General features: G+C 67.0%; 26 protein-coding genes. 16 read left to right on the forward strand and 10 right to left on the reverse strand.

Going from position 1 to position 26587, the window contains the following annotated elements; translation table 11 throughout:
• Positions 1–22: 22 nt before the first annotated feature.
• Positions 23–379 (reverse strand): hypothetical protein, encoded by a 357-nt coding sequence (locus ACODTJ_RS00585; protein ID WP_454658189.1) that lies wholly within the window; start codon positions 377–379, stop codon positions 23–25.
• 175 nt (positions 380–554) lie between these two features.
• On the opposite strand from ACODTJ_RS00585, the gene ACODTJ_RS00590 reads away from it, so the two are divergent.
• A complete protein-coding gene (locus ACODTJ_RS00590; protein ID WP_454658188.1) occupies positions 555–839 on the forward strand; it encodes a GIY-YIG nuclease family protein in 285 nt (94 codons plus the stop codon).
• A 90-nt stretch (positions 840–929) separates the two neighbouring features.
• On the opposite strand, the gene ACODTJ_RS00595 is transcribed toward ACODTJ_RS00590, so the two are convergent.
• Complete coding sequence (locus ACODTJ_RS00595) at positions 930–2162, reverse strand: argininosuccinate synthase (protein ID WP_454658187.1); 1233 nt, start codon at positions 2160–2162, stop codon at positions 930–932.
• A gap of 247 nt (positions 2163–2409) precedes the next feature.
• Between ACODTJ_RS00595 and ACODTJ_RS00600 the strand changes: the two genes are divergently transcribed.
• Both ACODTJ_RS00600 and ACODTJ_RS00605 read left to right on the forward strand, forming a co-directional pair.
• On the forward strand, positions 2410–3018 hold the full coding sequence (locus ACODTJ_RS00600) for a 2-hydroxychromene-2-carboxylate isomerase (protein ID WP_488847320.1): 609 nt from the start codon (positions 2410–2412) through the stop codon (positions 3016–3018).
• A gap of 4 nt (positions 3019–3022) precedes the next feature.
• Positions 3023–3928 carry an NHL repeat-containing protein gene (locus ACODTJ_RS00605; RefSeq protein ID WP_454658185.1) on the forward strand — a complete coding sequence of 302 codons (906 nt, stop codon included), beginning with the start codon at positions 3023–3025 and terminating at the stop codon, positions 3926–3928.
• Between the two features lie 230 nt (positions 3929–4158).
• Here ACODTJ_RS00605 and ACODTJ_RS00610 read toward each other — a convergent pair whose 3' ends face one another.
• A complete protein-coding gene (locus ACODTJ_RS00610) occupies positions 4159–5226 on the reverse strand; it encodes a M48 family metallopeptidase (protein ID WP_454658184.1) in 1068 nt (355 codons plus the stop codon).
• Positions 5227–5323: 97 nt separating this feature from the next.
• Positions 5324–5881, reverse strand: coding sequence for a LemA family protein (locus ACODTJ_RS00615; protein ID WP_454658183.1), 558 nt, complete (start codon positions 5879–5881; stop codon positions 5324–5326).
• A gap of 459 nt (positions 5882–6340) precedes the next feature.
• On the opposite strand from ACODTJ_RS00615, the gene rpsA reads away from it, so the two are divergent.
• The 6 genes from rpsA to lhpI all read left to right on the forward strand — a co-directional run bounded on the left by rpsA (position 6341) and on the right by lhpI (position 12274).
• Positions 6341–8044, forward strand: a complete 1704-nt coding sequence (rpsA, locus tag ACODTJ_RS00620; protein ID WP_454658182.1) for a 30S ribosomal protein S1 — start codon at positions 6341–6343, stop codon at positions 8042–8044.
• Positions 8045–8199: 155 nt separating this feature from the next.
• Positions 8200–9489 carry an Hsp70 family protein gene (locus tag ACODTJ_RS00625; protein WP_454658181.1) on the forward strand — a complete coding sequence of 430 codons (1290 nt, stop codon included), beginning with the start codon at positions 8200–8202 and terminating at the stop codon, positions 9487–9489.
• Between the two features lie 183 nt (positions 9490–9672).
• Positions 9673–10644 (forward strand): signal peptide peptidase SppA, encoded by a 972-nt coding sequence (gene sppA, locus ACODTJ_RS00630; RefSeq protein ID WP_454658180.1) that lies wholly within the window; start codon positions 9673–9675, stop codon positions 10642–10644.
• Positions 10645–10672: 28 nt separating this feature from the next.
• The gene (ihfB, locus tag ACODTJ_RS00635) at positions 10673–10957 is read left to right on the forward strand and encodes an integration host factor subunit beta (protein ID WP_047576935.1); all 285 of its coding nucleotides are present in this window, start codon (positions 10673–10675) and stop codon (positions 10955–10957) included.
• A gap of 31 nt (positions 10958–10988) precedes the next feature.
• Positions 10989–11327 (forward strand): LapA family protein, encoded by a 339-nt coding sequence (locus ACODTJ_RS00640; protein ID WP_454658179.1) that lies wholly within the window; start codon positions 10989–10991, stop codon positions 11325–11327.
• Entirely contained in the window at positions 11327–12274 is a 948-nt protein-coding gene (gene lhpI, locus ACODTJ_RS00645) for a bifunctional Delta(1)-pyrroline-2-carboxylate/Delta(1)-piperideine-2-carboxylate reductase (RefSeq protein WP_454658178.1), read from the forward strand. Before ACODTJ_RS00640 ends, lhpI begins: the two co-directional genes overlap by 1 nt.
• A gap of 193 nt (positions 12275–12467) precedes the next feature.
• On the opposite strand, the gene ACODTJ_RS00650 is transcribed toward lhpI, so the two are convergent.
• Positions 12468–13448, reverse strand: coding sequence for a tripartite tricarboxylate transporter substrate binding protein (locus ACODTJ_RS00650; protein WP_454658177.1), 981 nt, complete (start codon positions 13446–13448; stop codon positions 12468–12470).
• A gap of 120 nt (positions 13449–13568) precedes the next feature.
• Here ACODTJ_RS00650 and mepA point away from each other — a divergent pair, with 120 nt between their 5' ends.
• Positions 13569–14507 (forward strand): penicillin-insensitive murein endopeptidase, encoded by a 939-nt coding sequence (mepA, locus tag ACODTJ_RS00655; RefSeq protein WP_454658176.1) that lies wholly within the window; start codon positions 13569–13571, stop codon positions 14505–14507.
• A gap of 39 nt (positions 14508–14546) precedes the next feature.
• Here mepA and ACODTJ_RS00660 read toward each other — a convergent pair whose 3' ends face one another.
• On the reverse strand, positions 14547–15686 hold the full coding sequence (locus ACODTJ_RS00660; RefSeq protein WP_488847331.1) for an extensin-like domain-containing protein: 1140 nt from the start codon (positions 15684–15686) through the stop codon (positions 14547–14549).
• Positions 15687–16282: 596 nt separating this feature from the next.
• The gene (locus ACODTJ_RS00665; RefSeq protein WP_488847333.1) at positions 16283–16546 is read right to left on the reverse strand and encodes a hypothetical protein; all 264 of its coding nucleotides are present in this window, start codon (positions 16544–16546) and stop codon (positions 16283–16285) included.
• 229 nt (positions 16547–16775) lie between these two features.
• Here ACODTJ_RS00665 and ACODTJ_RS00670 point away from each other — a divergent pair, with 229 nt between their 5' ends.
• The 3 genes from ACODTJ_RS00670 to ACODTJ_RS00680 all read left to right on the forward strand — a co-directional run bounded on the left by ACODTJ_RS00670 (position 16776) and on the right by ACODTJ_RS00680 (position 19363).
• Complete coding sequence (locus ACODTJ_RS00670) at positions 16776–17768, forward strand: Tim44 domain-containing protein (protein WP_454658173.1); 993 nt, start codon at positions 16776–16778, stop codon at positions 17766–17768.
• A gap of 162 nt (positions 17769–17930) precedes the next feature.
• Entirely contained in the window at positions 17931–18737 is an 807-nt protein-coding gene (dapB, locus tag ACODTJ_RS00675) for a 4-hydroxy-tetrahydrodipicolinate reductase (RefSeq protein WP_454659044.1), read from the forward strand.
• A 2-nt stretch (positions 18738–18739) separates the two neighbouring features.
• On the forward strand, positions 18740–19363 hold the full coding sequence (locus ACODTJ_RS00680) for an alpha-ketoglutarate-dependent dioxygenase AlkB family protein (protein ID WP_454658172.1): 624 nt from the start codon (positions 18740–18742) through the stop codon (positions 19361–19363).
• On the opposite strand, the gene ACODTJ_RS00685 is transcribed toward ACODTJ_RS00680, so the two are convergent.
• The 3 genes from ACODTJ_RS00685 to ACODTJ_RS00695 form a co-directional block, all read right to left on the reverse strand.
• Positions 19360–19980, reverse strand: a complete 621-nt coding sequence (locus ACODTJ_RS00685) for a trimeric intracellular cation channel family protein (RefSeq protein ID WP_454658171.1) — start codon at positions 19978–19980, stop codon at positions 19360–19362. The genes ACODTJ_RS00680 and ACODTJ_RS00685 overlap by 4 nt on opposite strands.
• Before the next feature lie 4 nt (positions 19981–19984).
• Positions 19985–20587 (reverse strand): nucleotide exchange factor GrpE, encoded by a 603-nt coding sequence (grpE, locus tag ACODTJ_RS00690; protein ID WP_454658170.1) that lies wholly within the window; start codon positions 20585–20587, stop codon positions 19985–19987.
• A 168-nt stretch (positions 20588–20755) separates the two neighbouring features.
• Entirely contained in the window at positions 20756–23521 is a 2766-nt protein-coding gene (locus tag ACODTJ_RS00695; protein ID WP_454659043.1) for a [protein-PII] uridylyltransferase, read from the reverse strand.
• A 310-nt stretch (positions 23522–23831) separates the two neighbouring features.
• On the opposite strand from ACODTJ_RS00695, the gene ACODTJ_RS00700 reads away from it, so the two are divergent.
• From ACODTJ_RS00700 to ACODTJ_RS00710, 3 genes are read left to right on the forward strand one after another with little or no spacing between them, the layout of a single operon-like run.
• Positions 23832–24794 carry an aliphatic sulfonate ABC transporter substrate-binding protein gene (locus tag ACODTJ_RS00700; RefSeq protein ID WP_454658169.1) on the forward strand — a complete coding sequence of 321 codons (963 nt, stop codon included), beginning with the start codon at positions 23832–23834 and terminating at the stop codon, positions 24792–24794.
• Between the two features lie 16 nt (positions 24795–24810).
• On the forward strand, positions 24811–25641 hold the full coding sequence (locus ACODTJ_RS00705; protein WP_454658168.1) for an ABC transporter permease: 831 nt from the start codon (positions 24811–24813) through the stop codon (positions 25639–25641).
• 11 nt (positions 25642–25652) lie between these two features.
• Positions 25653–26435 (forward strand): ABC transporter ATP-binding protein, encoded by a 783-nt coding sequence (locus ACODTJ_RS00710; protein WP_454658167.1) that lies wholly within the window; start codon positions 25653–25655, stop codon positions 26433–26435.
• Positions 26436–26587 lie beyond the last annotated feature (152 nt).

A 26587-nucleotide genomic window follows, 5' to 3' on the forward strand; every position in this document is an offset into this window, starting at 1 on the left:
CCCTTTCGCTTGCTCACGGGCTTCAGCGCGCGGTGAAGAAGGTCAGCAGCACCTTGTTCTTGTCGCCGAGCAGGCAGAGGAAGCGGCGCGGCTTGTCCGAGCGGTCGGTTCGCAGATAGGCCTCGCTCATGACGATGCGCGTGACCGGGATATCCTCGATCTTCGATTCCGACACCGCGACCGTGGCACCGTCTTCGTCGATATAGATATCCTTGATCTCCGGCTCCCTGGCATGGAGCGTCTGCAGCGCGGCCGCTTTGCAGGTCGCGATCTCGGGCGTCGCCGGCTTCTCGCTTTTCGGTGGGACTTCCTGGGCAAGCGCCGCGACGGGCGCGCAGAGGGCGGCGGAGATCAGGGCGGGGGCGAGGAAGCGAAGCATGCTGGGAGCACTCAGGTTGATCGGTGAGTGCTGAACGCGCGAGCGCGTCGCCGGTTCATGAAGCGGCGCTTTTGAAGTGTGTCATCCCGTGCGCGCTGCGGCGCGAAGTGCCGCTGCGCAGACACGGGACCGTTTGCCGGGTAGGGTGCCGTCTCGCGCTCACCGCGAGGCCTGCATGACCGCCCGCATCTACGCCGTCTACATCCTCGCGACACGCAAAGACGGTCCGCTCTACATCGGCATCACCAACGACCTCGAGCGCCGGATCGCCGAGCACAAAGCCCACGCGATCAAGGGCCATGCGGCCAGGTACAACATCGACCGGCTCGTCTACGTCGAGACCTTCGACGAACCCAATCAGGCGATCGAGAGGGAGAAAGTCCTGAAGAAGTGGCGCCGCGCCTGGAAAATCGCGCTGATCGAAAAGGAAAACCCGGCGTGGACGGACCTCGCCGGGTGAATTGAGCCTTATTCGTCACGCGGTCCCGTGTCTGCGCAGCGGCATTACATGCCGCAGCGCGCACGGGATGACACTCTTCAGTAGAGCTTTTTAGAGCCCCAGCTTCTTCTTCCGCTGGCCGAGCGTACGCAGGCGCAGCGCGTTGAGCTTGATGAAGCCCGCCGCGTCGCGATGGTCGTAGGCAACCGCGCCTTCCTCGAAGGTGACGAGGTCCTGGTCGTAGAGCGAATAGTCGCTCGAGCGGCCGATGACATGGACGCCGCCCTTGTAGAGCTTGAGGCGCACGTCGCCGGTGACGAACTCCTGGCTCTTGTCGATCAGCGCCTGCAGCATCTCGCGCTCCGGCGAGAACCAGAAGCCGTTATAGATCAGCTCCGCATATTGCGGCATGATCTGATCCTTGAGATGCGCCGCGCCGCGGTCGAGCGTGATCGACTCGATGGCGCGATGGGCCGCATGCAGGATCGTGCCGCCGGGCGTCTCGTACATGCCGCGCGACTTCATGCCGACGAAGCGGTTCTCGACGAGGTCGAGCCGGCCGATGCCGTTGTCGCGGCCGAGGTCGTTGAGCTTGGCGAGCAGCGTCGCAGGCGAGAGCTTCTCGCCGTCGATCGCGACCGCGTCGCCCTTCTCGAAGGAGACCGTGACGATGGTCGGCTTGTCCGGCGCGTCTTCCGGCGAGATCGTGCGCGAATAGACGTAGTCGGGAACCTCGACCGCCGGGTCCTCCAGCACGCGGCCTTCCGAGGAGGCATGCAGCAGGTTGGCGTCGACGGAGAAGGGCGCCTCGCCGCGCTTGTTCTTGGCGATCGGGATCTGGTGCTGCTCGGCGAAGGCGATGAGCTGCTCGCGCGAGCGCAGGTCCCATTCGCGCCAGGGCGCGATCACGACGACGTCGGGCTTCAGCGCATAGGCGGTGAGCTCGAAACGGACCTGGTCGTTGCCCTTGCCGGTCGCGCCATGGGAGACGGCGTCGGCGCCGGTCTTCTCGGCGATCTCGATCAGCTTCTTGGCGATCAGCGGGCGCGCGATCGAGGTACCCAGCAGGTAGACGCCCTCATAGGCGGCATTCGCGCGGAACATCGGGAAGACGTAGTCGCGCACGAATTCCTCGCGCAGGTCCTCGATGAAGATGTTCTCCGGCTTGATGCCGAGCAGCAGCGCCTTGTCGCGCGCCGGCCCGAGCTCCTCGCCCTGGCCGAGATCGGCGGTGAAGGTCACGACCTCGCATCGATAGGTGGTCTGCAGCCATTTGAGGATGATCGAGGTGTCGAGACCGCCGGAATAGGCGAGGACGACCTTTTTCACGCTGCTGTCAGCCATCTGTTCAATTTCCTTCTGGCAGCCCCCATGGGCCGCGTTTCGGACGCAATGGCGCACTATCCCAGCGCTCGGGGCGAAGCAATCGGAACCTTCTGATCGATCCCGCGTCGTCCGCTGATGGATGGGCACGGGTGAACGCGTCGTCCCTCCATTCCACAGGCGCCGATCCGCGGCGCTTGCGGTCGCGTTACGAAGAGCGCAGGCTCGATCGGGCGCGACACGACATGACGACCTGTTCGGAGGCTGAATGCCGAATCGTCCCGTTCTGGACTTCTGGTATGAGTTCGCGTCGCCCTATTCCTGCCTGAGTGCCCTCAGAATCGAGAAGCTGGCCGAGGACGCCGGCGTCGCCCTGCGCTGGCGCCCCTTCCTGCTCGGGCCGATCTTCGCGGCTCAGGGCTGGAACACCTCGCCCTTCGCGCTCTATCCCAGCAAGGGCCGCTACATGTGGCGCGACACGGCGCGGCGCGGGCGGCGGCAGGGCGTCGCGATCGTCAAGCCCGACAATTTTCCCCAGAATTCGCTGGCGGCCGCCCGGCTGGCACTGGCTGGCCGCGACGGTGGCTGGACTCCGGCTTTCTCGAAGGCGCTGTTCCGGGCGCATTTCTGCGAGGGCCGCAACATGGCGGAAGAGGCGGTGCTGAGCGCCGCGTTGAAGGAGGCGGGCAGCGATCCCAATGTCGCGCTGCCGCTCTCGCGCAGCGAGGAGGTCAAGGGCCGCCTCAAGGCCGAGATCGAGTACGCCAAGTCGATCGGCATCTTCGGCGCACCGTCCTTCGTGGCGGGCGACGGCGAACTCTTCTGGGGCGACGATCGCCTGGAGGAAGCCCTGGAATGGGCGACGGACGGACGTTGAAGCCATGATCCTGAACCGGCGCCGTATGCTGATGGCGGGAGCCGGCTTGTGTCTGGCCTCGGCCGCGCGGGCGCGCCCCGCCTTGCCCGGCGAGGCGCCGGCCTATGACAGCCGCGAACTGACCGCGGTGCCGAACGCTGCGGCGATCGGCCGCCGCTACTGGTCGCCCGGTCTCAACGAGGGCTATGTCCCGCAGGGCCTCACCGTCTTCGGCGACGAAATCCTCATCGCCGCCTACCGCAGCACCGAGCGCGAGCAGGACAATGGCCCGGCGCGGGTGTTCCGGCTCGCGCGGGCGGGCGGGCGTCTGCTCGGCAGCTTCGCGCTGCCGGCGACCTACGGCCATCCCGGCGGCCTCGCCAATCTCCGCGGCACAGTGTTTGTCGCCAATTCCGGCCGGCTGCTCGCGCTCGATTTCAAGGAATCTTGCCGCGCCGGCGAATGCGTTCCGCTCAAGGAGACACGCGTCGACAAGGCGATGGGTCCGTCCTTCCTGACGGCCTCTGGCGATGCGCTCTGGTTCGGCCCCTATCGCCGTGAAGGCGCGCCGAACCTGCATGCGGTCCCGATCGATCGCATTCTGGCCAGCAGTGAGGCGCCGATCGGGCTCGCCGACAGCCGGGTCACTCTGCCGCTGCCGCTCTTCGCGCAAGGCGCGACCTTCGACAAAGCGGGCAAGATCTGGATTGCGCAGAGCTCCGGCAACCGGCCGGCCTTCCTGTCGCAGCTCGATCCCGCGACTGGCGCCACTCTGGCGCGCTATCCTGCGCCCGGCGGCATCGAGGATCTCGGTCTCGCGCCGGATGGCAAGCTCTGGGCGGTCGGCGAAGCCGGCACGCAGCGCTGGAACCGCTGGAGCACCTTCTTCCCACTGGTCTTCGAGATCGATCCGGCGAAACTCGCCGCCTGAGATCCAGGCACTCTTGAGGCGCAAGCGCTGCCGGGTGATGCGGCAGTTTCGCGCCATCCCTTGTCATTCCGGGGCTTCGCGCAGCGAAGAACCCGGAACCCACGACCGGGCGAGGACTTCACGCATCAAAGCCTGATCGTCTCACCCGGTCGTGGGTTCCGGGCTCGCGCCTATGGCGCGCTCCGGAATGACAAAGGGGGCGGCAGCAAGCGATCCGGCAGTTGCCGAACCTAACCCGGCCCCTGCGGAGGCCGTGCCCAAGGCCCACGCGCCGCGGTCTCCTCGACCATCGTCGGCAGGTCCTGCCGCTCGCCGATCTTCGGCGGGTGGGGCGGCATGGCCGGCATGCGCCCGCCGGCGGTCTCGATCAGCGCCTGCACGCGCTTGGTGACGGACGGATGGGTCGAGAACAGGTCGGCGAAATCGTCCGGATCGTTCTCGAAGCACATGTCCATCACGCCCGACGGCACGCCCTCGATATCGGCCCGGCCGGAGATCTTGAGCAGGGCGGAGATCATCGCATCCGGGTTCTTGGTCAGTTCGACGGCGCCGGCATCGGCGAGATATTCGCGCGAGCGCGACAGCGACAGCCGGATCAGCACCGCCAGGAACCAGGAGATCGCGATCACCGCGATGCCGACGATGATGGCGAGCCCGTTGCCCTTCTTGGCATCATCGGACGAGACTCTGATCCGGCTGCGGCCGAAGCCGCGGAAGACAATCTCGCCGACGAAAGAGACGATGCCGGCGATCACTACCGCGATCACCATCAGGCGGACGTCGCCGTTGCGGATATGGGTCAGTTCATGGGCCAGAACGGCCTCGACCTCGGCATCGTTGAGCTGGGCCAGGAGGCCGGTGGTGACGCTGACCGTGAACTGCTGGTCGTTGACGCCGCTGGCGAAGGCGTTCAGCGCCTCGCTCTCGACGATGGCGAGCTTCGGCATCGGCAAGCCGCGCGAGATGCAGAGGTTTTCCAGCATCCGGTAGAGCTTGGGATTGTCCTCGCGCGCCAGGCCTTTCGACCCCGTGACCGCGTTGATCATCGCGACATTCATGCGGAAGCCGATGAAGACCCAGAGCATCGCCGCCGCCGTGATGAAGGGGAACCACGAGCGGAAGACACGGGCCGCCTCGCCGAAGGCGGTGCGCCCCCGCGGCACGCCGCCATAGCCGAAAGCGACGAGCAGCAGGCCCCAGGCGGTGAGATAGACCAGCAGGAAGAGCCCGGCGATCAGGAGGTTCGACCTGATCCGGTTGTTGCGCTGGTGGGTGTAGAGCCCGAAGGCCTCGGCCATTGCAGCCGCTCCGCCTGCTTGGCATCGGGCCGAAAAGTGGATGCCACTTTTCGGAAGGACCTGATGCAAAAGTAAAAGCTAGAATGCTCTTCTGCCGTCAGAACTTCACGCTGGGTGCGACTTCGATCTGGGCGCGCGTCTGCTCGCCGACATCGAAGAATTCCCGCTGGGAGAAGCCCATCTGCGGTGCGAACAGCACGGCCGGGAAGGCCTGGATCGCGGCGTTGAACTCGCTGACCGCATTGTTGAAGAAGCGCCGCGCGGCTGCGAGCTTGTCCTCGACATTGCCGAGATCGACCTGGAGCTGCTGGAAATTGGCGCTGGCCTTGAGATCGGGATAGGCCTCGCCCAGCGCGAGCAGCCGGCCGACGGCGCCGGAGAGCTGCTGCTCGGCCGCGGCCTTGTCATGGACACCGGTCGCGCCCTGCGCCGCATTGCGGGCGGCGATCACCGCGTCAAGCGTCGATTTCTCGTGCGTCGCATAGCCCTTCACCGTCTCGACGAGATTCGGGATCAGGTCGTGGCGCTGCTTGAGCTGGACGTCGATATCCGCGAAGGCCTGGTTCACGCGCTGCCGCATTGCGACGAGCCCGTTATAGGTCATGATCAGATAGACGACGAGGACGACGATCAGCCCCAGAATGGCCCAGCCCATGGCACCCCTCCCAAAACGTGGACAAAATCCGGCCGCAGCCTTGCACGAAGCGCGAAGTCGGGGAAGCTACGCGATGTCGGCCGGCGTCGGCTCCCTCGAATAGAGGATGCCCGTGGCGTACGACGTCCTCGGGGCAGGGAAAAGAGGCGGTATCGGCGTCCCTGTCAGGGCTTCGGCCTTGCCCTGATGGCCCGTTTGCATTACATCGCCCCTGTCCGAAGGGCCGTGATCGATCATGCACCGGGGGCGGTCTTCAAGGCCCGCTCCCGTTTCGTGTTGGAAGCGCGCCCGCCGGATACGGATCGAGCCGCTGGTCCTGGCGCCTCCGCCGGTCCCGTCTGACGGGGAGGCGGATACCTCCGAGAGGAGGTGCCGACGGCCGCGATCCGGAACGCAGCACCAACCACGGCGCCTAAGCCGGACATCCGCGGGATACGCGGCCGGCTCCCAGGAGATTACATGTCTGCAGTTGAAAGCTACAGCGCGGGTCGCGAGGATTTCGCCGCCCTGCTCGAAGAGTCCTTCACCCGGAACGAGGCCCTCGAAGGCTCCGTCATCAAGGGCAAGGTCGTCGCCATCGAGAAGGATATGGCGATCATCGACGTCGGTCTGAAGACCGAAGGTCGCGTTGCGCTCAAGGAATTCACCGGCCCCGGCCGTGAGCAGGAACTGAATGTCGGCGACGAGGTCGAGGTCTATCTGGACCGGATCGAGAACGCGCTCGGCGAAGCCGTCATCTCGCGCGACAAGGCTCGCCGCGAAGAGAGCTGGGTCAAGCTCGAGAAGGCCTTCGAGGCCCGCGAGAAGGTCACCGGCATGATCTTCAACACCGTCAAGGGCGGCTACACCGTCGATCTCGACGGCGCCGTGGCCTTCCTGCCGCGCTCGCAGGTCGACATCCGCCCGATCCGCGACGTCGGCCCGCTGATGGGCCAGCCGCAGCCCTTCGAGATCCTCAAGATGGATCGCCGCCGCGGCAACATCGTCGTGTCGCGCCGCACCGTCCTCGAAGAGACCCGCGCCGAGGCTCGTTCCGAGCTGGTCGCCTCGCTCGAAGAGGGCCAGGTCATCGACGGCGTCGTCAAGAACATCACCGAATACGGTGCGTTCGTTGACCTCGGCGGCATCGACGGCCTGCTGCACGTCACCGACATGGCGTGGCGCCGCGTGAACCACCCGTCCGAGGTCGTGACCATCGGCCAGACGGTCAAGGTCAAGATCATCAAGATCAACCAGGACACGCACCGCATCTCGCTCGGCATCAAGCAGCTGCTGGCCGATCCGTGGGATGGCATCGCCGAGCGTTACCCGGTCGGCACCCGTCTCAAGGGCCGCGTGACCAACATCACGGATTACGGCGCGTTCGTCGAAGTGGAGCCGGGCATCGAAGGCCTGATCCACGTCTCCGAGATGTCCTGGACCAAGAAGAACGTCCATCCCGGCAAGATCGTCTCGACCTCGCAGGAAGTCGATGTCGCGATCCTCGAGGTCGATCCGGTCAAGCGCCGCATCTCGCTCGGCCTCAAGCAGACCCTGCGCAACCCGTGGGAGCTCTTCGCGGAGCAGCACCCGTCGGGCTCGACGGTCGAGGGCGAGGTCAAGAACAAGACCGAGTTCGGCCTGTTCCTGGGTCTCGAAGGCGATATCGACGGCATGATCCATCTCTCGGATCTCGACTGGAACCGTCCGGGCGAGCAGGTCATCGAGGAATACAAGAAGGGCGACGTCCTGCAGGCCGTCGTTCTCGATGTGGACGTCGAGAAGGAGCGCATCTCGCTCGGCCTGAAGCAGCTCGGCGGCGATCCCTTCGTGGATGCCGGCGAGTTCAAGAAGGGTCAGATCGTCACCTGTGAGGTGGTCGAGGTGAAGGAGTCGGGTCTCGACGTGAAGATCGCCGACACCGACATGATGACCTTCATCAAGCGCGCCGAGCTGGCTCGCGATCGCTCCGAGCAGCGCCCCGAGCGCTTCGCGGCCGGCGAGCGCATCGACGCCCGCGTCGTGCTCTTCGACAAGAAGGCCCGCAAGATCCAGGTCTCGGTCAAGGCTCTCGAGATGGCCGAGGAGAAGGAAGCGATGGCCCAGTACGGCTCCGCCGATTCCGGTGCCTCGCTCGGCGACATCCTGGGCGCTGCGCTCAAGAAGGCCACCGACAAGAAGTGAGATTTCGGCCGCGAAAGCGGCCGGACATCCAAGCCAGCCCGCGCGGAGCGATCCGCGCGGGCTTTTGTTTCGAAACCACGTTGTCATTCCGGGTTCTTCGCTGACGCGAAGCCCCGGAATGACAATTTGGACATGACGCACCAGAGGAGCTCGCCATGACCCCCGCCGCCATCGGCATCGACTTCGGCACCACCAACAGCGTCGTCGCGCTGGCGGGGCCGGACGGATCGGTCATGACGCGCTCCTTCGCCACGAAGCAGGGCGCGGTCGATGCCTATCGCTCGGCGCTGATGTTCTGGCGCGAGGGGCGTCCCCCTGAGACCCGTATCACCCATGTCAGCGGTCCCGATGCGCTCGACATGGCCTTAGGGATGACGACTGAGCATCGCTTTCTGCAATCGCTCAAGACCCATCTTTCCAGCCGCGCCTTCCAGGAGACCCGGCTTTTCGGCAAGCTTTTCCAGCTGGAGGACCTGATCGGCGTCTTCTTGTCCGATCTCACGGCGGACCTGCCCGGCCATGACGCCTTGCCGCTGGTCTCCGGCCGTCCGGTCGTCTTCGCCGGCGAACGCCCTGACGAGGAGCTGGCGGTCGGCCGCCTGAAGGGCTCGTATGGCAAGGCCGGCATGAAGCAGGTCGATTTCGCCTATGAACCGCTCGGCGCCGCCTACTGGTACGCGCGCGACCTGAAGACGCCGCAGACCATGCTGGTCGCCGATTTCGGCGGCGGCACCAGCGACTTCTCGGTGATGCGCTTCGAGCCAGGCAGCAATGGCGGGCTGGAGGCGATCCCGCTCTCCCATGCCGGTGTCGGCGTTGCCGGTGACACCTTCGACTACCGCATCATCGAGCATGCCGTTTCGCCGGCGCTCGGCAAGGGTACGGACTATCGCTCCTTCGGCAAGCTCCTGCCGGTGCCCGCCCATTACCACGCCGCCTTCGCGCAATGGCACAAGCTCTCGCTGATGAAGAGCCGCGAGACCATGGCCGAGCTCAACGCCCTCATCCGCGAGGCCGTCGAGCCGGGCAAGCTCGAAGATCTGCTCACGGTCATCGAATACGATCTCGGCTACGAGCTCTATCGCGCCGTCTCGGCCGCCAAGGTCGCGCTCTCCGGCAAGGAGGAGACGACGCTGAGCTTCAGCCAGATGGGGGTGAACATCGAGAAGCCGATCCGCCGCGCCGATTTCGAGCGCTGGATTGCCGACGATGTCGGCGCCATCGAAGCCGCGCTCGACCGTGCGCTGGCTGAGGCCGGGCTCAGTGGCGAGCGCATCGAGGCGGTCTTCATGACTGGCGGCACGTCTTACGTCCCGGCCGTGCGCAGCCTGTTCGACCGTCGCTTCGGTGCGGGCAAGGTGCATATCGGCGACGCCTTCCGCTCGGTCGCCAGCGGCCTTGCGCTGCTCGCGCTCGACCGGGCGCGCGCCTCGGTCGCGGCCTGATCGAGGTCGCACGCCTTGCCCGCCCGGCGCGGCGGGTCTACATCACGGACTTGGAGCCACGCCGATCGGATTGCATTGCAATCCGATCGGGTCACGCGTTCTCCATCAATATGTTAGAGACGGATTCACCGATCAGGTTGTGCCAACCTGATCGGATCCGGCTCTAGCCGCAGGAGCCTCCCGATGTCGTCCGATGCCGATCTGCTAGCAGACCGCCGCAGCCTGCGCCGCAAGCTGACGCTCTGGCGCGTGCTCGCCGTGCTCGGCGTGATCGTCGCGGCGGTGATCGGCGGCTTCGCCTGGAAGGGCGATGGCTCGGCCACCCTGTCGAGCGCCCATATCGCGCGCATCACCATTTCGGGCTTCATCTCCGGCGATCGCCGCACGCTCGATCTGATCAAGTCGGTCGAGGACAGCAAGGCCGTCTCCGCCGTCGTGCTTCGCGTCGACAGCCCCGGCGGTACCACCTCGGGCTCCGAGGCGCTGCATACCGCGCTGCGCAAGCTCGCCGCGAAGAAGCCGATGGTCGCGGTCGTCGACGGTGTCGCGGCCTCCGGCGGTTATATCGCCGCGATGGGCGCCGACCGCATCGTCGCCCGTCAGACTTCGCTCGTTGGCTCGATCGGCGTGCTCTTCCAGTTCCCGAACGTCTCGAACCTGCTCGACACGGTCGGTGTCAAGGTCGAGTCGATCAAGTCGAGCCCGCTGAAGGCGGCGCCGAGCGGCTTCGAGCCGACCTCGCCCGAGGCGCGCGAGGCGCTCCAGCGCGTCGTCAACGACAACTACACCTGGTTCAAGGACATGGTGCGCGATCGCCGCCATCTCGCCGAGGGCGAGGTCGCCACGGTCTCGGACGGCCGTGTCCATTCCGGCCGCCAGGCCGTCGGCCTGAAGCTCGTTGACCAGATCGGCGGCGAGCCGGAGGCGATCGCCTGGATGGAGCGGGAGAAGAGCGTCGCCAAGGATTTGAAGGTCCGCGACTGGCGCCGGCGCAGCGAATCCTCGTCCTACGGCCTGTGGAGCTTCGCCGAGGCGATGGCGCGCGGCGCCGGCCTCGATGCGCTCGCGGCGACGATCGCGCGCGCTGCGGATCAGCCGGTCGGCTTGCGGCTTGACGCGCCCTTGGCGCTCTGGCAGCCTGCCGCTGAAAAGTGATTTCGATACAAATGGTTATGCCCCAGCGATGATTAAATCCGAACTCGTTCAGCGGATCGCCGACCGCAACACCCATCTCTACCAGCGCGATATCGAGAACATCGTCTCGGCCATTCTGGACGAGGTCGTGAAAGCTCTGGCGCGGGGCGACCGGGTGGAGCTGCGCGGCTTCGGCGCCTTCTCGCGCAAGGGCCGCTCGGCCCGCATCGGCCGCAACCCCCGCACCGGTGATGCGGTGGAGGTCGAGGAGAAGTTCGTCCCCGTCTTCAAGACGGGCAAGGAGCTGCGGCTGCGCCTCAACGGCAAGGATTGAGCGCAGGTCCCGCAGCCGCACGGAGATTGTGATGAAGGCCTTCTTCAAGGCGCTGGTGCTGGTTCCCGTCGCGCTGGTGATCGTATTGTTCTCGGTCGCCAATCGCGGTGCGGTGCGCGTTTCGCTCGACCCGTTCAGCCGCGACTTACCCATGTTCTCCATCGAGTTGCCGCTCTTCGCGGTGGTGCTGGCGGCGATCGCCGTCGGCGTGCTCGTCGGCGGCCTGGCCTCGTGGATCGCGCAGGGCAAGCACCGCAAAGCGGCGCGCCGCAACCGCCGCGAGGTGGAGGCGCTGCGCTCCGAAACCCAGGCGCTGCGCTCGGCCGTGCCGGACTCCGCGTTGCCGGCACTGACCAACGGACGGAATTGATGCGACTTTTCGACGTGGCCGAGATCGATGCGGCCCTGAGCTATCCCGGCCTGATCGACATCCTCGACGACGCCTTCCGCAGCGAAGTGATTGCGCCCAAGCGCGGCCAGTACGCGATCCAGCGTCCGGACGAGACCGACGCCATCCTGCTGACCATGCCGGCCTGGAGTGGGCCGGACGTCGCCAATCCCTATATCGGCACCAAGATCGTCTCGGTCTTCTTCGGCAACGGCAAGCGCAACCTGCCGGGCGTGATGGGCGCCTATCTGCTGATGGACGGCGCGACCGGCAAGCCGCTCGCGGTGATGGACGGCAACCGGCTGACGACCTGGCGCACCGCGGCGGCCTCCGCGCTGGCCTCGCGCTACATGTCGAACCCTGAATCCAGCCGCATGCTGATGGTCGGGGCCGGCGCGCTCGCGCCCTTCATCATCAAGGCGCATCGCTCCGTCCGCCCGCTGACCGAGATCGCGGTCTGGGCGCGGCGGCCTGAAGCCGCGGAGGCGACCGTCGCCGAGCTGGCGAAGGATGGCATCGAGGCCCGTGCCACCACCGATCTCGAAGGCGAGGCCCGCACGGCCGATATCATCTCCTGCGCGACCAACGCGACCGAGCCGCTGATCCACGGTCACTGGCTGAAGCGCGAGGCCCATCTCGACCTGATCGGCGGCTTCACCATGCAGATGCGCGAGGCCGATGCCGACGCGCTGCACCGGGCCCGCGTGATCGTCGATTCCAGCAAGGCGATCGACGAGGGCGGCGATGTCGCCGTCGCCATCGCCGAGGGTAGCTACAGTGCCGACAAGGTGGCGGGCACGCTCGCCGATCTCTGCCATGGCCGGATCGCCGGGCCGGTCGAGGGCGGCGGCATCACGCTGTTCAAATCGGTCGGCGTCGCGCTCGAGGATCTGGCGGCCGCGGTGGCTGTCTGGGACAATCGTTCCTGATTTTCATGCCAATCGGGCCGAAGGAGAATCCGTCGACCTGACCTCGATGCCAGGCGGCCTCATGCAGTCTGACCGACGGTTCATTCGCTAAATCCAGAGCATTTTCACGCGAACCGGTGTCCACTTCGCGCGAAAAATGCTCTAGCGGGAAACGCTGGCCGCGAACCCTCGGTTCCGCAGCGTGAGCGCCGGGTCACTCCACCTTGAGCCCGACCTCCTTGATCAGGTCGCCCCAGCGCTTCATCTCCGCCTGCAGGAAGGCACCGAGCTCTTCGGAGCTGTTGCCCACCGGCTCGGCCGCCAGCGCGTCCATCTTCGCGCGCACGGCCGGATCGGCGATGCCCGCCTTGGTGTCGGCCTGGATCTTGGCGATGACGGCGGGCGGCGTCTTGGCCGGCGCGAACAGCGCGAACCAGGAGGAGACGTCGAAGCCCGGTACGGTATCCGCGATCGGCGCGAATTCCGGCGCCGTCGGCGAGCGTTTTGCGGTGGTGATGCCGAAGCCGCGGATCGAGCCGGCGCGCACATGCGGCAGCGCCTGCGGGATATTGTCGAAGATCAGGTCGATGCGCCCGCCGATCAGGTCCTGCGTCGCCTGCGCCGTGCCGCGATAGGGTACATGCACCATCTTCGTGCCGGTCAGCTTCTGGAACAGTTCGCCGCAGAGATGGACCGATGTGCCGATACCGGAGGAGCCGTAGGTGAGCTTGCCGGGATTGGCCTTCGCATAGGCGATCAGCTCGGCGACGTTGTTCGCCGGCACTGACTTGTTGACCACCAGCAGATTGGGGACCATCGCGACCATGGTGATCGGCGTCAGGTCCTTGGCGGGGTCGTAGGTCAGCTTCTGGTAGAGATACTGGTTGGTCGCCATGCCCACGGAGACGATCAGGAAGGTATCGCCTGTTGGCTCGGCCTTGGCGACCGCGTCGGTGCCGATATTGCCGCCGGCGCCCGGCCGGTTCTCGACCACGATATTGGTGCCCCAGCTCTGGCCGAGCTTGTCGGCGACGAGGCGGGCCAGAACGTCGGTCGCGCCGGCCGGCGGAAACGGCACTACGAGCTTGAGGAGGCGCCCCTGCGGCCAGGGCTGCTGACCGAAGCCAGCCGTTGGCGCTGCGAGAAGGGCGCCTGCGCCGGCCAGAATGCTGCGGCGGTCGATCCGGGTCGTCATCGATCATCTCCCTGAAGGGCGCGTCTCGCGTCGCCATCTCGCGCAAAGCTGCAATTCGCCGCGCGGCTTGTCCAGCCATCGCGCTTGACCACCATGGCGCGGCGCGGCGATTCTCCGGCCATGCGCAAGTTCTCCCGAATCGCGGCCGTCCTGGCGCCGCTCGCCCTTCTGCCGGTTGCCGGTCAGGCCCAGTCGACCGCGGATCAGGAGGCGAAGACCCGCGCCGCCAATATCGCCGCCTGGCCTGATGCCGCCCGCTCGCTCTTCGGCCAGAAGACCGAGCCGGCGAGCATGCAGGCCCGTGCCATCGGCTCCTATGCGCGCGGCTGCCTTGCCGGCGCCGAGGCGCTGCCGGTCGACGGGCCGAGCTGGCAGGTCATGCGGCTGAACCGCAACCGCAACTGGGGCCACCCCGCTCTGGTCGACTATCTCGAGAAGCTCGCCCGCGACGTGCCGCGCATCACGGGCTGGGCGGGTCTTCTCGTCGGCGACATGTCGCAGCCGCGCGGCGGGCCGATGCTGACCGGCCATGCCTCGCACCAGATCGGGCTCGATGCCGATGTCTGGCTGATGCCGATGCCGCGTGGGCGGCTCGACCGCGAGCAGCGCGAGAACATGTCGGCGGTCAACATGGCCCGCTCCGACTGGCGCGACGTCGACCCCCGCAACTGGACCCCGGCCCATACAAGGCTGATCCGCACCGTCGCGGCCGAGCCCGGGGTCGAGCGCATCTTCGTCAACCCGGCGCTCAAGGTCGCGCTCTGCCGCGAGGCCGGCGCCGATAAGGGCTGGCTGGAGAAGGTGCGGCCGATCTGGGGCCACAACTACCATTTCCATATCCGGCTGGCCTGCCCAGCCGGCATGGCGAGCTGCCAGGGGCAGGAGCCCCCGAATTTCGGCGATGGCTGCGGGGCGGAACTCAGCGGCTGGATCGAGCGCCAGCACAACGCGATCTTCAATCCGCCGAAGCCCAAGCCCGGTCCGAAACCCAAGCCGAAGCCGCCGATGTCGCTCGACGCCCTGCCGCCGGAATGCCGGCAGGTGCTGGTCTCGCGCTGAGAGCAAAGCCGCTCGCCGCCCGAGAGCGGCGAACCTTGTTCAGCGCCGCGGCGGGACTCGTCCGGAGCTGTAGGCGAAGGGGTCGCGCTGCGGCGTGATCATCGGCTGAGCCTGATCCTCACCTTCGATGTCGACGACACCGGTTCCACCTTCGTCGCCAAGAACGGCCTCCTCCGTCGGCGGCACGGCGCCCGGCAGGGTCAGCGGCCCGCGATTCTCGCTGGGGAGCGGTTGCGGCTGGAAATGCCCCTGCCGCTGGCGCGCGTCGTACTGCTCGAGGAAGCGCTGTTGCGAATCGAGGCTCCGGGGCTGACCCTGGGCATAGCTCGCGACGGGATAGCCGCCCTGAACCGCGCCGGGAGGCCGCAGCCCATCACCCGGCTGGCGGAGCAAGCCGCCGCCCGCGACCACGGTGCCGGCCGGCGGCGCCGCGCCGCGCGGCTGTGTCTGGGCCATCGAATAGGGCCGGGTCGGGTCCGGCGGCGGCAGGTTGTAGTTCGGCGTGTACTTGATCATCGGCTTGCAGATGCGCCGGCCCTTCGAATGCCGGGCCAGGTCGATATGGAAATGGTCGTAGTGGAAGGGGTCGGCACCCGGGCCGAGCACCGTCGAGAAATGCTCGCAGGCACCGACGAAGACCTCGCGCAGGAAGTTCTGCTCCTCGGGCGAGCCGCGCCAGCCGTCCTTGACGGTGACGACGCGGTTGTCGTTGAGCCGGAAGGAGAAGACGTCGACGGCGTTGCCGAAGGCGTGCTCCGACGTGCGCGACGTGCCCGTGCCGTTGTTCATCGCCCGGCAGGAGTAGGAGCCGGCCCGCAGTTCGATGACCTGGGCGCCGAGCACGTTCATCGCGGCCGGCTGCACCACCTCGGCCAGCCATTTGTCGGTGGTCGCGACGATGGGGCAGGAGAGGGTGGCCGAACTGGTCAGCCCGATGCCGCCGCCCGAGAAGGCGGAGACCTTGAGCGGCTGCTGCATGCCGCAGGTCCCCGGCCCGTCGATCGCCTTGCCGCGCAGGCTGACATAGGACGAGAACTGCACTTCGCGCGAGGCCATGCAGGCGGCTTCCGCCTGGTCGCGCCAGGCGGCGCGCTGGGGCTTCTGGAACTTGCCGCAGCCCGCAAGGCCGGTTGCGCCGACGATGCCGAGTGCGATGAGGGCGAGATGAGCGCGTCGCATGACCATTCAAATGCGAAGCGCCTGGTGAACGGTTTCTCAACCGACTGCGTCCAGGCCGCCACAGGCGGATTAACTTTGGCGCCGTGGTGAATCACGCCTTAATACGCCGTTTCCGGCCTTAACCGAGGCGGATGCAGCGGTTGCGAATGCTGCCCCAGATGTCGGCAAGATCAGTTGGCGGGGGCCCTTGGTCGAACCGTGGCGAAGCTGTGGCACGGCGTCGCACAGGGCTCGCGACCAAATTTCGCAGCCAGAAATATCCCCAAATCTAATCAAGGATTTAACCGATGATTAAGGGTGATCTAGCCTCCGTCCTCGGGTTGCCACGATGCCGCCCTCTTGCGGCCTTCGTCAGTTCTGGTAGCTTCCGCGACAGGTCAATGACACAGGAGGGTGTGATGAGTGTCACGCTACGTCTCGACCGATTGATCATGGGTGCGGCCTTCGTTTTCATGATGGCGATCGTTCTGGGAGCGTTCTGACAGCGGGTCAGTCTCGAAGTCGCTAGGACCACAAGAGCAATGACAACAACGCCGCCGGGAAGAAGTCCCGGCGGCGTTTTCGTTTCCGAAAGGCCGTTTCCCGATCGCGGAGTTTCAGCTTTCCGGGCAGGCTGTTTCCGTCACTTCCCAGGACATCATGTTGACCACCCGCCCGCAGGTCGCGACGCGTCGCCCCTGCGTGGTCCTGATGCAGGACTTGGAACCTTCGGCGATCTTGCGGCCATCGTTCCAGCAGAAGCAGAGCGGCTCCGGCGCCTGGGCGAGGCGCGGCTTGTCCAGCGCGACCGCGGGCTCGCCGGCCGCAGCCGCTTCGCTCAGAAGGAACAGGACCGCGATTGCGAGCATCCAGCTCAGCATGCGGTGTCGGTGAGGCCTCGGTCCGGGTCCGGTCATGGCGCTCTTCCCACGCCTCGCTGGGCGAGGCGATCCGCCAGATTACCATATCGACCCGATCGCAACGAATAATTATGCACCGATTTGAAATAGTCAGGAGTTTCAGTCTGTTAGCCGGAGGGGGCCTTGCGTGGGCAGCGGCCTGTCTCCATATTGGGCGGCAGTGGGCCCATGGAGGGCTCCGGGAGGAACAATGTCTCTGATTTCGCTCGCCCGTCGTGGACGTGCCGTCGCCCTGGTCGCCGGGGCCCTGTTGCTCGTGCCGCTCGTTGCCGAAGCCCGTCCAGGTGGTGGCCGCAGCTCGGGCAGCCGTGGGTCGTTCACCAATAGCGCGCCGCCGTCGACGAATACGACGCCCGGTGGCGCCCAGACTTTCCAGCGCTCCGCTCCGTCCTCGCCGGCTTCGCCGTCGATGGCTGGACCGGCGGCCGCCGGCGCCGCGGCGCAGGCCGCCCGCCCGTCCTTCGCGCGCAACATGATGATGGGTATCGGCGCTGGCCTGCTCGGCGCGGGCCTGTTCGGCATGCTCTCGGGCTCGGGCTTCTTCAGCGGCCTGGCCTCGCTCGCCGGCATGCTCGGCTTCCTGCTGCAGATCGGCCTGATCGTCGGCATCGTCATGCTCGCCATCCGCTTCTTCCGCCGCCGTTCCGAGCCGCAGCTCGCCGGTGCGGGTGCGCCCTATGCCCGTCAGGGTCATGACGCTCCGCAGTCGCAGCCTGCCATGGCTCGCATGGGCGGTTTCGGTGGCGGCGCCGCCGCTGCTGCGGTGCAGCCGCAGCCGCTCGAACTCACGGGCGAGGATTTCAACGCCTTCGAGCGCCTGCTCGGTGAGGTCAACACGGCCTATTCCAACGAGGACGAGGCCGGTTTGCGCCAGCGGACGACGCCCGAGATGTTCGGCTATTTCGACGAGGATCTCAGCGACAATGCCGGCCGCGGCGTGGTCGACCGCGTCTCCGACGTCAAGCTGCTGCAGGGCGACCTGTCTCAGGCTTGGAAGGAAGGGAATACCGATTACGCGACGGTCGCGATGCGCTTCAGCCTGATCAACGCGGTCTACGACCGCAAGTCCGGCAAGGTCGTCGACGGCAGTGCGACGCAGACCCAGGAGGTCAGCGAGTACTGGACCTTCCTGCGTGAGCGTGGCGGCGCCTGGAAGCTCTCGGGCATCCAGCAGGCGGCCTGAGCGCCGATCGCGTGAGGAATACGAGACGGCCGGGGCAACCCGGCCGTTTTGCTATGCGCGGCTTTCGGGTGTTCGGCTGGCGGAGCCCGGTCTATTGGGTTACTGGCGAAGACATCTGCTTTCGCTGCAGAGCCAGCCCGGAGCCCGCCTTCCATGAGTGATATGCGTCTCGTCGTCGTCGGTGCCGCCGGGCGGATGGGCCGGATGCTGATCCGCGCCATCGATCAGGCGCAGGGCTGCACGCTGGTGGCCGCGATCGAGCGCCCGGGCTCCGCCGCGCTCGGCAACGACGCTGGCATCCTCGCCGGCCTGCCGGCCTCCGGCGTCAAGGTGACCAGCGATGCCGCGGCTGCCTTCGCGGCTGCCGATGGCGTCCTCGATTTCACGGCGCCGGACGCGACGGTCGCTTTCGCCAGGCTCGCTGCCGATGCCGGCATTCTGCATGTCGTCGGCACGACCGGGCTTGAGCCCAAGCATCTGGCCGAGCTGGCTGAGGCGGCAAAGCGCACGCCGATCATCCGCTCCGGCAATATGAGCCTCGGCGTCAACCTGCTTGCGGCGTTGGTGCGCAAGGTTGCAGCGACGCTGGGCACCGACTGGGACATCGAGATCGTCGAGATGCATCACCGCATGAAGGTCGATGCGCCCTCCGGCACCGCGGTGCTGCTCGGCGAGGCGGCGGCCGAGGGCAGGGCGGTCGATCTGGCAAAGCAGCGCGTCGCCGACCGCGACGGCATCACCGGGGCGCGCGAGCCCGGCACGATCGGCTTCGCGGCCCTGCGCGGCGGCACGGTCGTGGGCGACCACAAGGTGATTTTCGCAGGGAGTGGCGAACGGCTCGAGCTCGCCCATGTCGCCGAGGATCGCAGCCTCTTCGCGCAAGGCGCGGTCAAGGCCGCGCTCTGGGGCCGAGGCCGCAAGGCGGGTCTCTATTCCATGGCCGACGTGCTCGGCCTCGACGCGCTCTGACCATGACCCGCGTCACCGTCGCGCCGGGCGTCGTCCACTGGCCGGGCCGGCTGGCGCCGGAGGAGCAGGCGGCGCTGGTGGCGGAGCTCAGGGCAGTCGCGCGCAAGGCGCCGTTCTTCCAGCCGCGCATGCCGAAGAGCGGCACGCCCTTCTCGGTCCGCATGACCAATTGTGGCTCGCTCGGCTGGGTGTCGGACGAGCGTGGCTATCGCTACCAGCCTGAGCACCCCGAGACCGGCGAGCCCTGGCCGATCATGCCGGCGCCGCTGCTCGACCTCTGGCGGGAATTGGCCGGCTATCCGCACCCGCCCGAGGCCTGCCTGGTCAATTTCTATGCTGCCGGCGCCAAGATGGGCCTGCATCAGGATCGTGACGAGCAGGATTTCGATGCTCCCGTCCTGTCGGTCTCGCTCGGCGATGCCGCACTCTTCCGCATTGGCGGCACGACGCGCGGCGGCAAGACGACCTCGCTCAAGCTCGCGTCCGGCGATGTGCTGCTCTTCGGCGGCGAGGCGCGGCTCGCCTATCATGGCATCGACCGCATCCTGACGGGCTCGTCGACGCTGCTGCCGGAGGGCGGGCGGATCAATCTGACCTTGCGGCGGGTGACGAAGCCGAAGGCTTAGTCGGGCGTCTTGTGAGGCAGGCTCGGGAATGACCAGCCGAACAGCAACGAGCCCGCCCGCAGTCCGAAGCAGACCACGAAACCTCCCAACATCACCAGCGCGGCGGAGAGACCCAGCCCGGTCAGCGCCGCTGTCGTTGCGGCGCCGGCCGTTGCGGCGGTGACGTAAAAGTCACGGCCCCACAGCAGCATCGGCCGGTCACCGGCTAGAATGTCGCGCAGGATGCCGCCGAAGGTCGCGGTCATCGCGCCGAGCGCGACGGCCGAGAGCACGGGCGCCGCGGCGTCGAGCCCTTTCAACGTGCCGATCACGGCGAAGAGCGAGAAGCCGGCTGCGTCGGCCCAGATCAGCAGCTTGCGCCCGCCCCAGCCTTCCAGAACGCCGGGCTTGAGATAGGCGAGCAGCCAGGCGCCAAGCGCGACGATCAGACAGGCGATGACGTCGCTCGGGTCCCACACCCAGAAGATGCCGTGCCCGAGCAGGACATCGCGCAGAGTGCCGCCGCCGACGCCGGTGACGGTCGCCAGCAGGACGAAGCCGAACGGGTCCATGCCCTTGCGGGCGGCGACGAGGGCGCCGGTCAGCGCGAAGATGGCGACGCCGGCGACCTCGAACACGGGGTCAGTGCTGGGTCGGTTCGCCGGCGGGCGCGTCCGGGGCCTTGGGGGCTCCGGCGGAGACGCCGACCAGCGCCGGGCGCAGGACGCGCTCGCCGATCTTGTAGCCGGTCTGCACGACCTTCGAGACCAGCCCCTTGGCGATTGCTGCGTCGGGGGCCTCGAACATCGCCTGGTGCAGGTTGGGATCGAACTTCTCGCCCTGCGGGTCGATCTGGCGCACGCCGTGACGCTCCAGAGTCTTGAGCAGTTCGCGCTCGGTCAGCTCGACGCCTTCGTGCAACGCCTTCACCGCGGCATCGGCGGTCTTCATGGTGTCGGCGGGCAGGCTTTCCAGCGCCCGGCGCAGATTGTCGGAGGAGCCGAGCATGTCGCGGGCGAAGCTGGTCACGGCATAGGCCTTGGCATCGGCGATCTCGCGCTCGGTGCGGCGGCGCAGGTTCTCCATCTCGGCGAGCGTCCGGAGCAGCTTGTCCTTGAGGTCGTCGCGTTCGGCCTGGAGCTTGGCGAGCTGCGCCGCGAGGCCTGCCTCGGCGGTTGCCGCCTGCTCGGGCGCGTCCGCGCCGGCTTCGAGGTTGGGGTCTTCCGTCGCAGGGTTCTGCGTCATTTTATCGTCACGTCCCTTTCTCAGCATTTTCAAGCGAAGCGGCTACCGGTTCGCGTGAAGAAAATGCGGCAACTAAAGAGCTGGCTGCGCCGCCCCTTGCAGGGCCTGGCCGGTCATCCCGGTGTGCAGCCGCGTTCGTGCCGGATATCGGCCTTATGGTCGTTTAAATCAAGCGCGGGCCGGCACTTTCGCCTTGGCTGCGGCCGGCTTCTCCGCTTCGAACTTGAACACGTCGATGAGGGCTTTGCGGATCGTCAGTTGCCGGCCGGTCGAGACGATTTTCGCATGGGTCAGGTCGGTGACGTAGAACACGTCGACCGCCTTCTCGCCGAAGGTCGCGATATGGGCCGAGGCGATGTTGAGGTTGAGCTTTCCGATCGCGGTGGTGAGATCGTAGAGCAGGCCGGGCCGGTCGAGGCCCGAAACCTCCAGCACCGTGTGGCGCGCCGAGAGCACGTTGTCGATGACGACCTCGGGCTCGACCTGGAAGGTCTGGCCGCGCGGCGGCGGGGCGCGGCGCTGGGCGACGAGGTCGGCGATCTTGATCTCGCCCTTCAGCGCCCGCTCGATCGCGGCGGCGATGCGCTCGGCCCGGCGCAATTCGTCGTCGTCGCGGTCGAAGGCGCGCGAGACCGAGATCGTGTCGAGCACGAGCCCGTCGCTGGTGGTGAAGATCTGCGCATCGACGATATTGCCGCCGGCAGCCGCACAGGCACCGGTGACGATGGCGAGCAGGCGCGGATGGTCGGGCGCGAGCACGGTGAGTTCGGTCACGCCGCGGAACTGGTCGGTTTCGACGATGGTCGCTGTGGTGCGCCCGGCAGCTTCCGCCTCGTGCAGGAAGCGCGCGTGCTTCTCCTGCTGCTCCGGGTCGACCTTGATCCAGTAGGCCGGGTAATGGCGGGCGACATAGGCGTCGCGCTCCCCGGCGCTCCAATCGGAGAGGCGCCGGCGCAATTCGTCCTGCTTCATCGCCACGCGCGCCTTGCGCTCGACCGCCGAATGCCCGCCGGTGAGCACGAGCTCGGTCTCGTAGTAGAGCGTGCGCAGCAGCTGCCCCTTCCAGCCGTTCCAGACGCCGGGTCCGACCGCCTTGATGTCGGCGACGGTGAGGATCAGCAGCAGCTTCAGCCGCTCCAGCGTCTGGACGGTCGCGGCGAAGCTCTCGATCGTCTTGGGGTCGCCGAGGTCGCGGCTTTGCGCCACCGTCGACATGTCGAGATGATGCTCGACCAGCCAGGAGGCGGTCTCCGTCTGTGCACTGGTCAGGCCGAAGCGTGGTCCGAGCTTGCGGGCGATCCGGGCGCCGGCGATCGAATGGTCTTCGGGGCGGCCCTTGGCGATGTCGTGCAGGAAGAGCGCGACATAGAGGGCCCGCCGGTTGGCGATTGTCGGCATGATCTCGTTGGCGAGCGGATGTTCGGCCTCCAGCCCGCCGGCATCGATCTCGGCCAGTACGCCCATGGCGCGGATCAGATGCTCGTCCACCGTGTAGTGGTGGTACATGTTGAACTGCATCATCGCGACGACGCGGCCGAAATCCGGGACAAAGCGGCCGAGCAGGCCGGATTCGTTCATGCGCCTGAGCACCACCTCCGGCGAGCGCCGTCCGGTCAGGATCTCCAGGAAGATGCGGTTGGCCTCCGGCTCGTTGCGCAGGCCCGGCGTGACCAGCCGGAGCGACTGCGTTACGAGGCGGCTGGCATCCGGGTGGATGGCGAGGTCCTCGCGGCTGGCGATGGCGTAGAGCCGGAGCAGGTTGACCGGATCGCGCTCGAAGGCGCTGTCGTCGACCACATCGAGGCGCTGGCTCGTCAGCTTGAAGTCGATGTGTCCGAGTGAACGCTCGCGCTTGCGCTTGGCGAAGGTGCCGAGCAGCTTCGACAGGCTGGCGCGCGGCTTCTGCTGGCGGGCTTCCAGCGCGGCGCAGACGATAGCGGTGAGGTCGCCGACATCCTTGGCGATCAGGAAGTACGCTTTCATGAAGCGCTCGACCGGCGCCTGTCCGCTGCGGCCGGCATAGCCGACCTCCGCCGCGACCTGCCTTTGCAGGTCGAAGGACAGGCGCTCCTCGGCCCGGCCGGTGATGAAATGCAGCCAGCAACGCGTGCGCCAGAGGAATTCCTCGGAGCGCTGGAACATCTGGAGTTCCTGCTTGTCGAACAGTCCGGCTTCGACGAGGTCGCGTACGTCATGGACGCGGTAGGCGTATTTGGCGATCCAGAACAGCGTGTTGAGGTCGCGCAAGCCACCCTTGCCGTCCTTGACGTTGGGCTCGACCAGATAGCGCGAGGCGCCGGCCCGCTGCACCCTGAGTTCGCGCTCGGCGAGCTTGGCCTCGGTGAACGCCTGGGCCGTGCCCTCGACCACCTCGGCATCGAAGCGGCGGACCATCTCGTCGAAGAGCGAGCGGTCGCCCACCAGGAAGCGGGCTTCCAGCAGCGCGGTGCGGATCGTCATGTCGGCGCGGGCCTCGCGCACGCAATCGTCGATCGAACGCACCGAATGGCCGGTCTTCAGCTTCAGGTCCCAGAGCGGATAGAGCATGGATTCGACCACGCTCTCGCCCCAGGCCGTCTGCTTGTGCGGGAACAGGAAGAGCAGGTCGACATCCGAGCCCGGCGCCAGCGTGCCGCGCCCGTAGCCGCCGACGGCGACCACCGCGATGCGTTCCGATTGCGATGGATTGTCGGCTGGATAGAAATAGGTGACTGCGGCGCTGTGCAGCCCGCGCACCACGGCATCCATCACCGCCGAAAGCCGATGCGCGCAGGCAAGCCCGCCGCGCGGGCCCGCGAGGATCGCCCGTGCCGAGGCATGGCCCTCATCCAGCAGCTGCCTCAAGCCCGCGATCAGGGCCTGCCGCATCCGCGTCTTGTCGCGCCGGTTGATCGTCTCGAGCAGCCGCGCGATCCCGGCCTCGGGGCTGTGCAGCATCTCGGCGAGCGGCAGGGCAGGCTTGGCGGGAGGCGCGGTCACGAAAGCTCCGTTCCAGCAGGCGTCGTCTCTCGTAACATGAGGAACGGGCATGTGAGAGGAGAAATTTAAACGCCAAATAATGTGAATTATAGTAAAAAACACTACGCCGCGTGTTGTTTGACAAACAGAACGATTGGACCTAAAAGTCGGATACGCGCCGATTTGAGCCACCAGCTTGCGGGCGCGAAACAAGTGCAGCTAAAGCGTGGGGCAACGGACGCCACCCGTCCCGATCCCTCGCATCATCGCCAGAGGGATAAGCCCCATGACCAGCATCACCCGCCGCCTCGCGCTCGCTTTCGTCGCCGCCGCCGGCCTCGCCGCGCCGGTCTTTGCGCAAGTGCCCAAGGAAATCCGGATCGACTACGCGACCTACAATCCCGTCAGCCTCGTGCTGAAGGAGCGCGGCATCCTCGAGAAGGCGCTCGAGGCCGACGGCATCAAGGTGCGCTGGGTCCTGTCCGCCGGATCGAACAAGGCGCTCGAGTTCCTCAATGCTGGCTCGATCGATTTCGGTTCGACGGCAGGCGCCGCCGCGCTGATCGGCAAGATCAACGGCAACCCGATCAAGTCGATCTATGTGTATTCCCGGCCGGAATGGACGGCGCTGGTCACCGGCGCCAAGAGCGAGATTACCAAGGTCGCCGATCTCAAAGGCAAGCGCGTCGCCGTCACCCGCGGCACCGATCCGCATATCTTTCTCGTCCGGGCACTGGCCGATGCCAAGCTGACCGAGAAGGACGTCAAGCTCGTCCTGCTCCAGCATGCCGATGGCCGCCTTGCACTGGAGCGCGGCGATGTCGATGCCTGGGCCGGGCTCGATCCGTTGATGGCCGCCGCCGAGGTCGAGAGCGGCGCCAAGCTGTTCTACCGCAAGGCCGAGGACAACACCTGGGGCATCCTCAATGTCCGCGAGGCCTTCGCCAACGAGAACCCGGCGCTGGTGAAGAAGGTTCTCGCCGCCTACGAGGAAGCGCGGGCCTATGCGCGTGCCAATCCGGCCGAACTCAAGAAGGTTCTGGTCGAGTACACCAAGCTGTCCGAGCCGGTGATCGAGCGCCAGCTCACCCGCACCGAGCTGACCCATTCGGCGATCGGCCAGGCGCAGGTCGACACGATCACCGCCGCGGGCCTAGCGCTCAAGGAAGCGGGCGTGCTGCCGGCCACGACCGATGTGAAGGCCGCCGTCGACAGCTTGGTCGACCGGCGCTTCGCCGCCACCAACTGACGGCAGGTCCGAGGCGATGAGCGTCCTGGAGATCGCAGCCGCCGTGGATGAGCCGGAGCGGCGCCCCGCCGCTTCACGCCGTTCCTATCGGCTCGCGATCGCCGGCTTCGTCCTGCCGGTCGTGCTGGCCATCCTCTGGGAAGGGCTCGTCGCGGCCGGCATCGCCAATGGCCGCCTGATGCCGCCCCCCAGCGTCGTCGGCCGCACGCTTTGGGGGCTTGCAGCCTCGGGCGAGCTTCTGACCCATGCCGGCGCGACGCTCTGGCGGGTCGCCGCAGGCTTCGGCCTCGGCGCGCTTGCCGGGACCGTGCTCGGCGCGGTGACGGGCGCTCTGCCCGTCGCTCGCAGCCTGCTCGATCCGACCTTGCAGGCCCTGCGCGCGATCCCCTCGATCGCCTGGGTACCGCTCTTCATTCTCTGGCTCGGCATCTTCGAGGCCTCGAAGGTGGCGCTGATCGCGGTCGGCGTCTTCTTTCCGGTCTATCTCGGCGTCGCCGCCGCGATCCAGGGCATCGACCGCAAGATCGTTGAGGTTGGCCGCGTCTTCCGCCTCTCGCGCCTCGCCATGACCAGACGCGTCCTGCTGCCGGCGATCCTGCCGGCCTGGGTCACGGCCCTGCGCTCCGGGCTCGGCCTCGGCTTCATGTTCGTGGTCGCGGCCGAGATCATGGGGGCGAGCGAGGGGCTGGGCTACCTGCTCGTGGACGGCCAGCAGCTCGGCCGCCCCGATACCATCATCGCGGCCATCATCAGCTTTGCCGTGCTCGGCAAGCTGGCGGACGGCCTGCTCGTCGCCATCACGCGTCCGTTCCTGACCTGGCAGGATACGGCGCGCGACAAGCTTTGAGGGGCGTCCCGGTGCTGAGTTTCGACCGGCTCTCCAAGACATATGCCGACGGCACACGCGCCCTCTCGGCGATCACGCTCGATGTCGGGCGTGGCGAGATCGTCGCTCTGCTCGGCGGTTCCGGCTGCGGCAAGACCACCTTGCTGCGCCTCGTTGCGGGTCTCGACCGGCCGAGCGAGGGCGCCATCCGCCTCGACGGCGAGGCGATCGCCGAGCCGCGCGCCGATGTCGGCGTCATCTTCCAGGAGCCGCGGCTCTTCCCCTGGCTTAGTGTCGCCGAGAATGTCGGCTTCGGGCTCTCGCATCTGCCGGCCTCCGAGCGCGGCGGGCTGGTGACCAACGCGCTCGTCCGCGTAGGCCTCGCCGGTCACGAGAAGCGCTGGCCGCGCGAGCTTTCCGGCGGTCAGCAGCAGCGCGTCGCGATCGCGCGTGCCCTCGTCACACGGCCTAAGCTTCTGCTGATGGACGAGCCTTTCTCGGCGCTCGATGCCACGACGCGGACGAGTCTGCATGGCCACCTGCTGGCGCTCTGGCAGGAAAGCCGCCCGACCGTGGTCATGGTCACGCATGACGTCGAGGAAGCCGTGACGCTGGCCGACCGCATCGTCGTGATGCAGCCCAAGCCCGGCCGCATCTTCGACGAACTCGACAACCCGCTCGCCCGCCCGCGTGATCGGCTTTCGCCGGCCTTCGAGGCGACGAAGCGCGAGGCCCTGCGCACGCTCGACCGCTCCTTGCGCGACGAGGCTCCGCATCAGGAGAAGGCGGCCGAGACCGCTGGTATGTGGTGGTGAGGGTCGTTTGACAAAACGGACGTTCGGACCTTAGAAGAGGACACGCGCCGATTTGAGCCTCAGCTTGCGGGCGCGAAACAAATGCAGCTAAAGCGCGGGACGACGGGACGGCTGATGCCGTCGGCGCTCCTTCCGCCTTGTCTATGGATGGA

This window comes from Allobosea sp. FG18 (assembly GCF_057809495.1).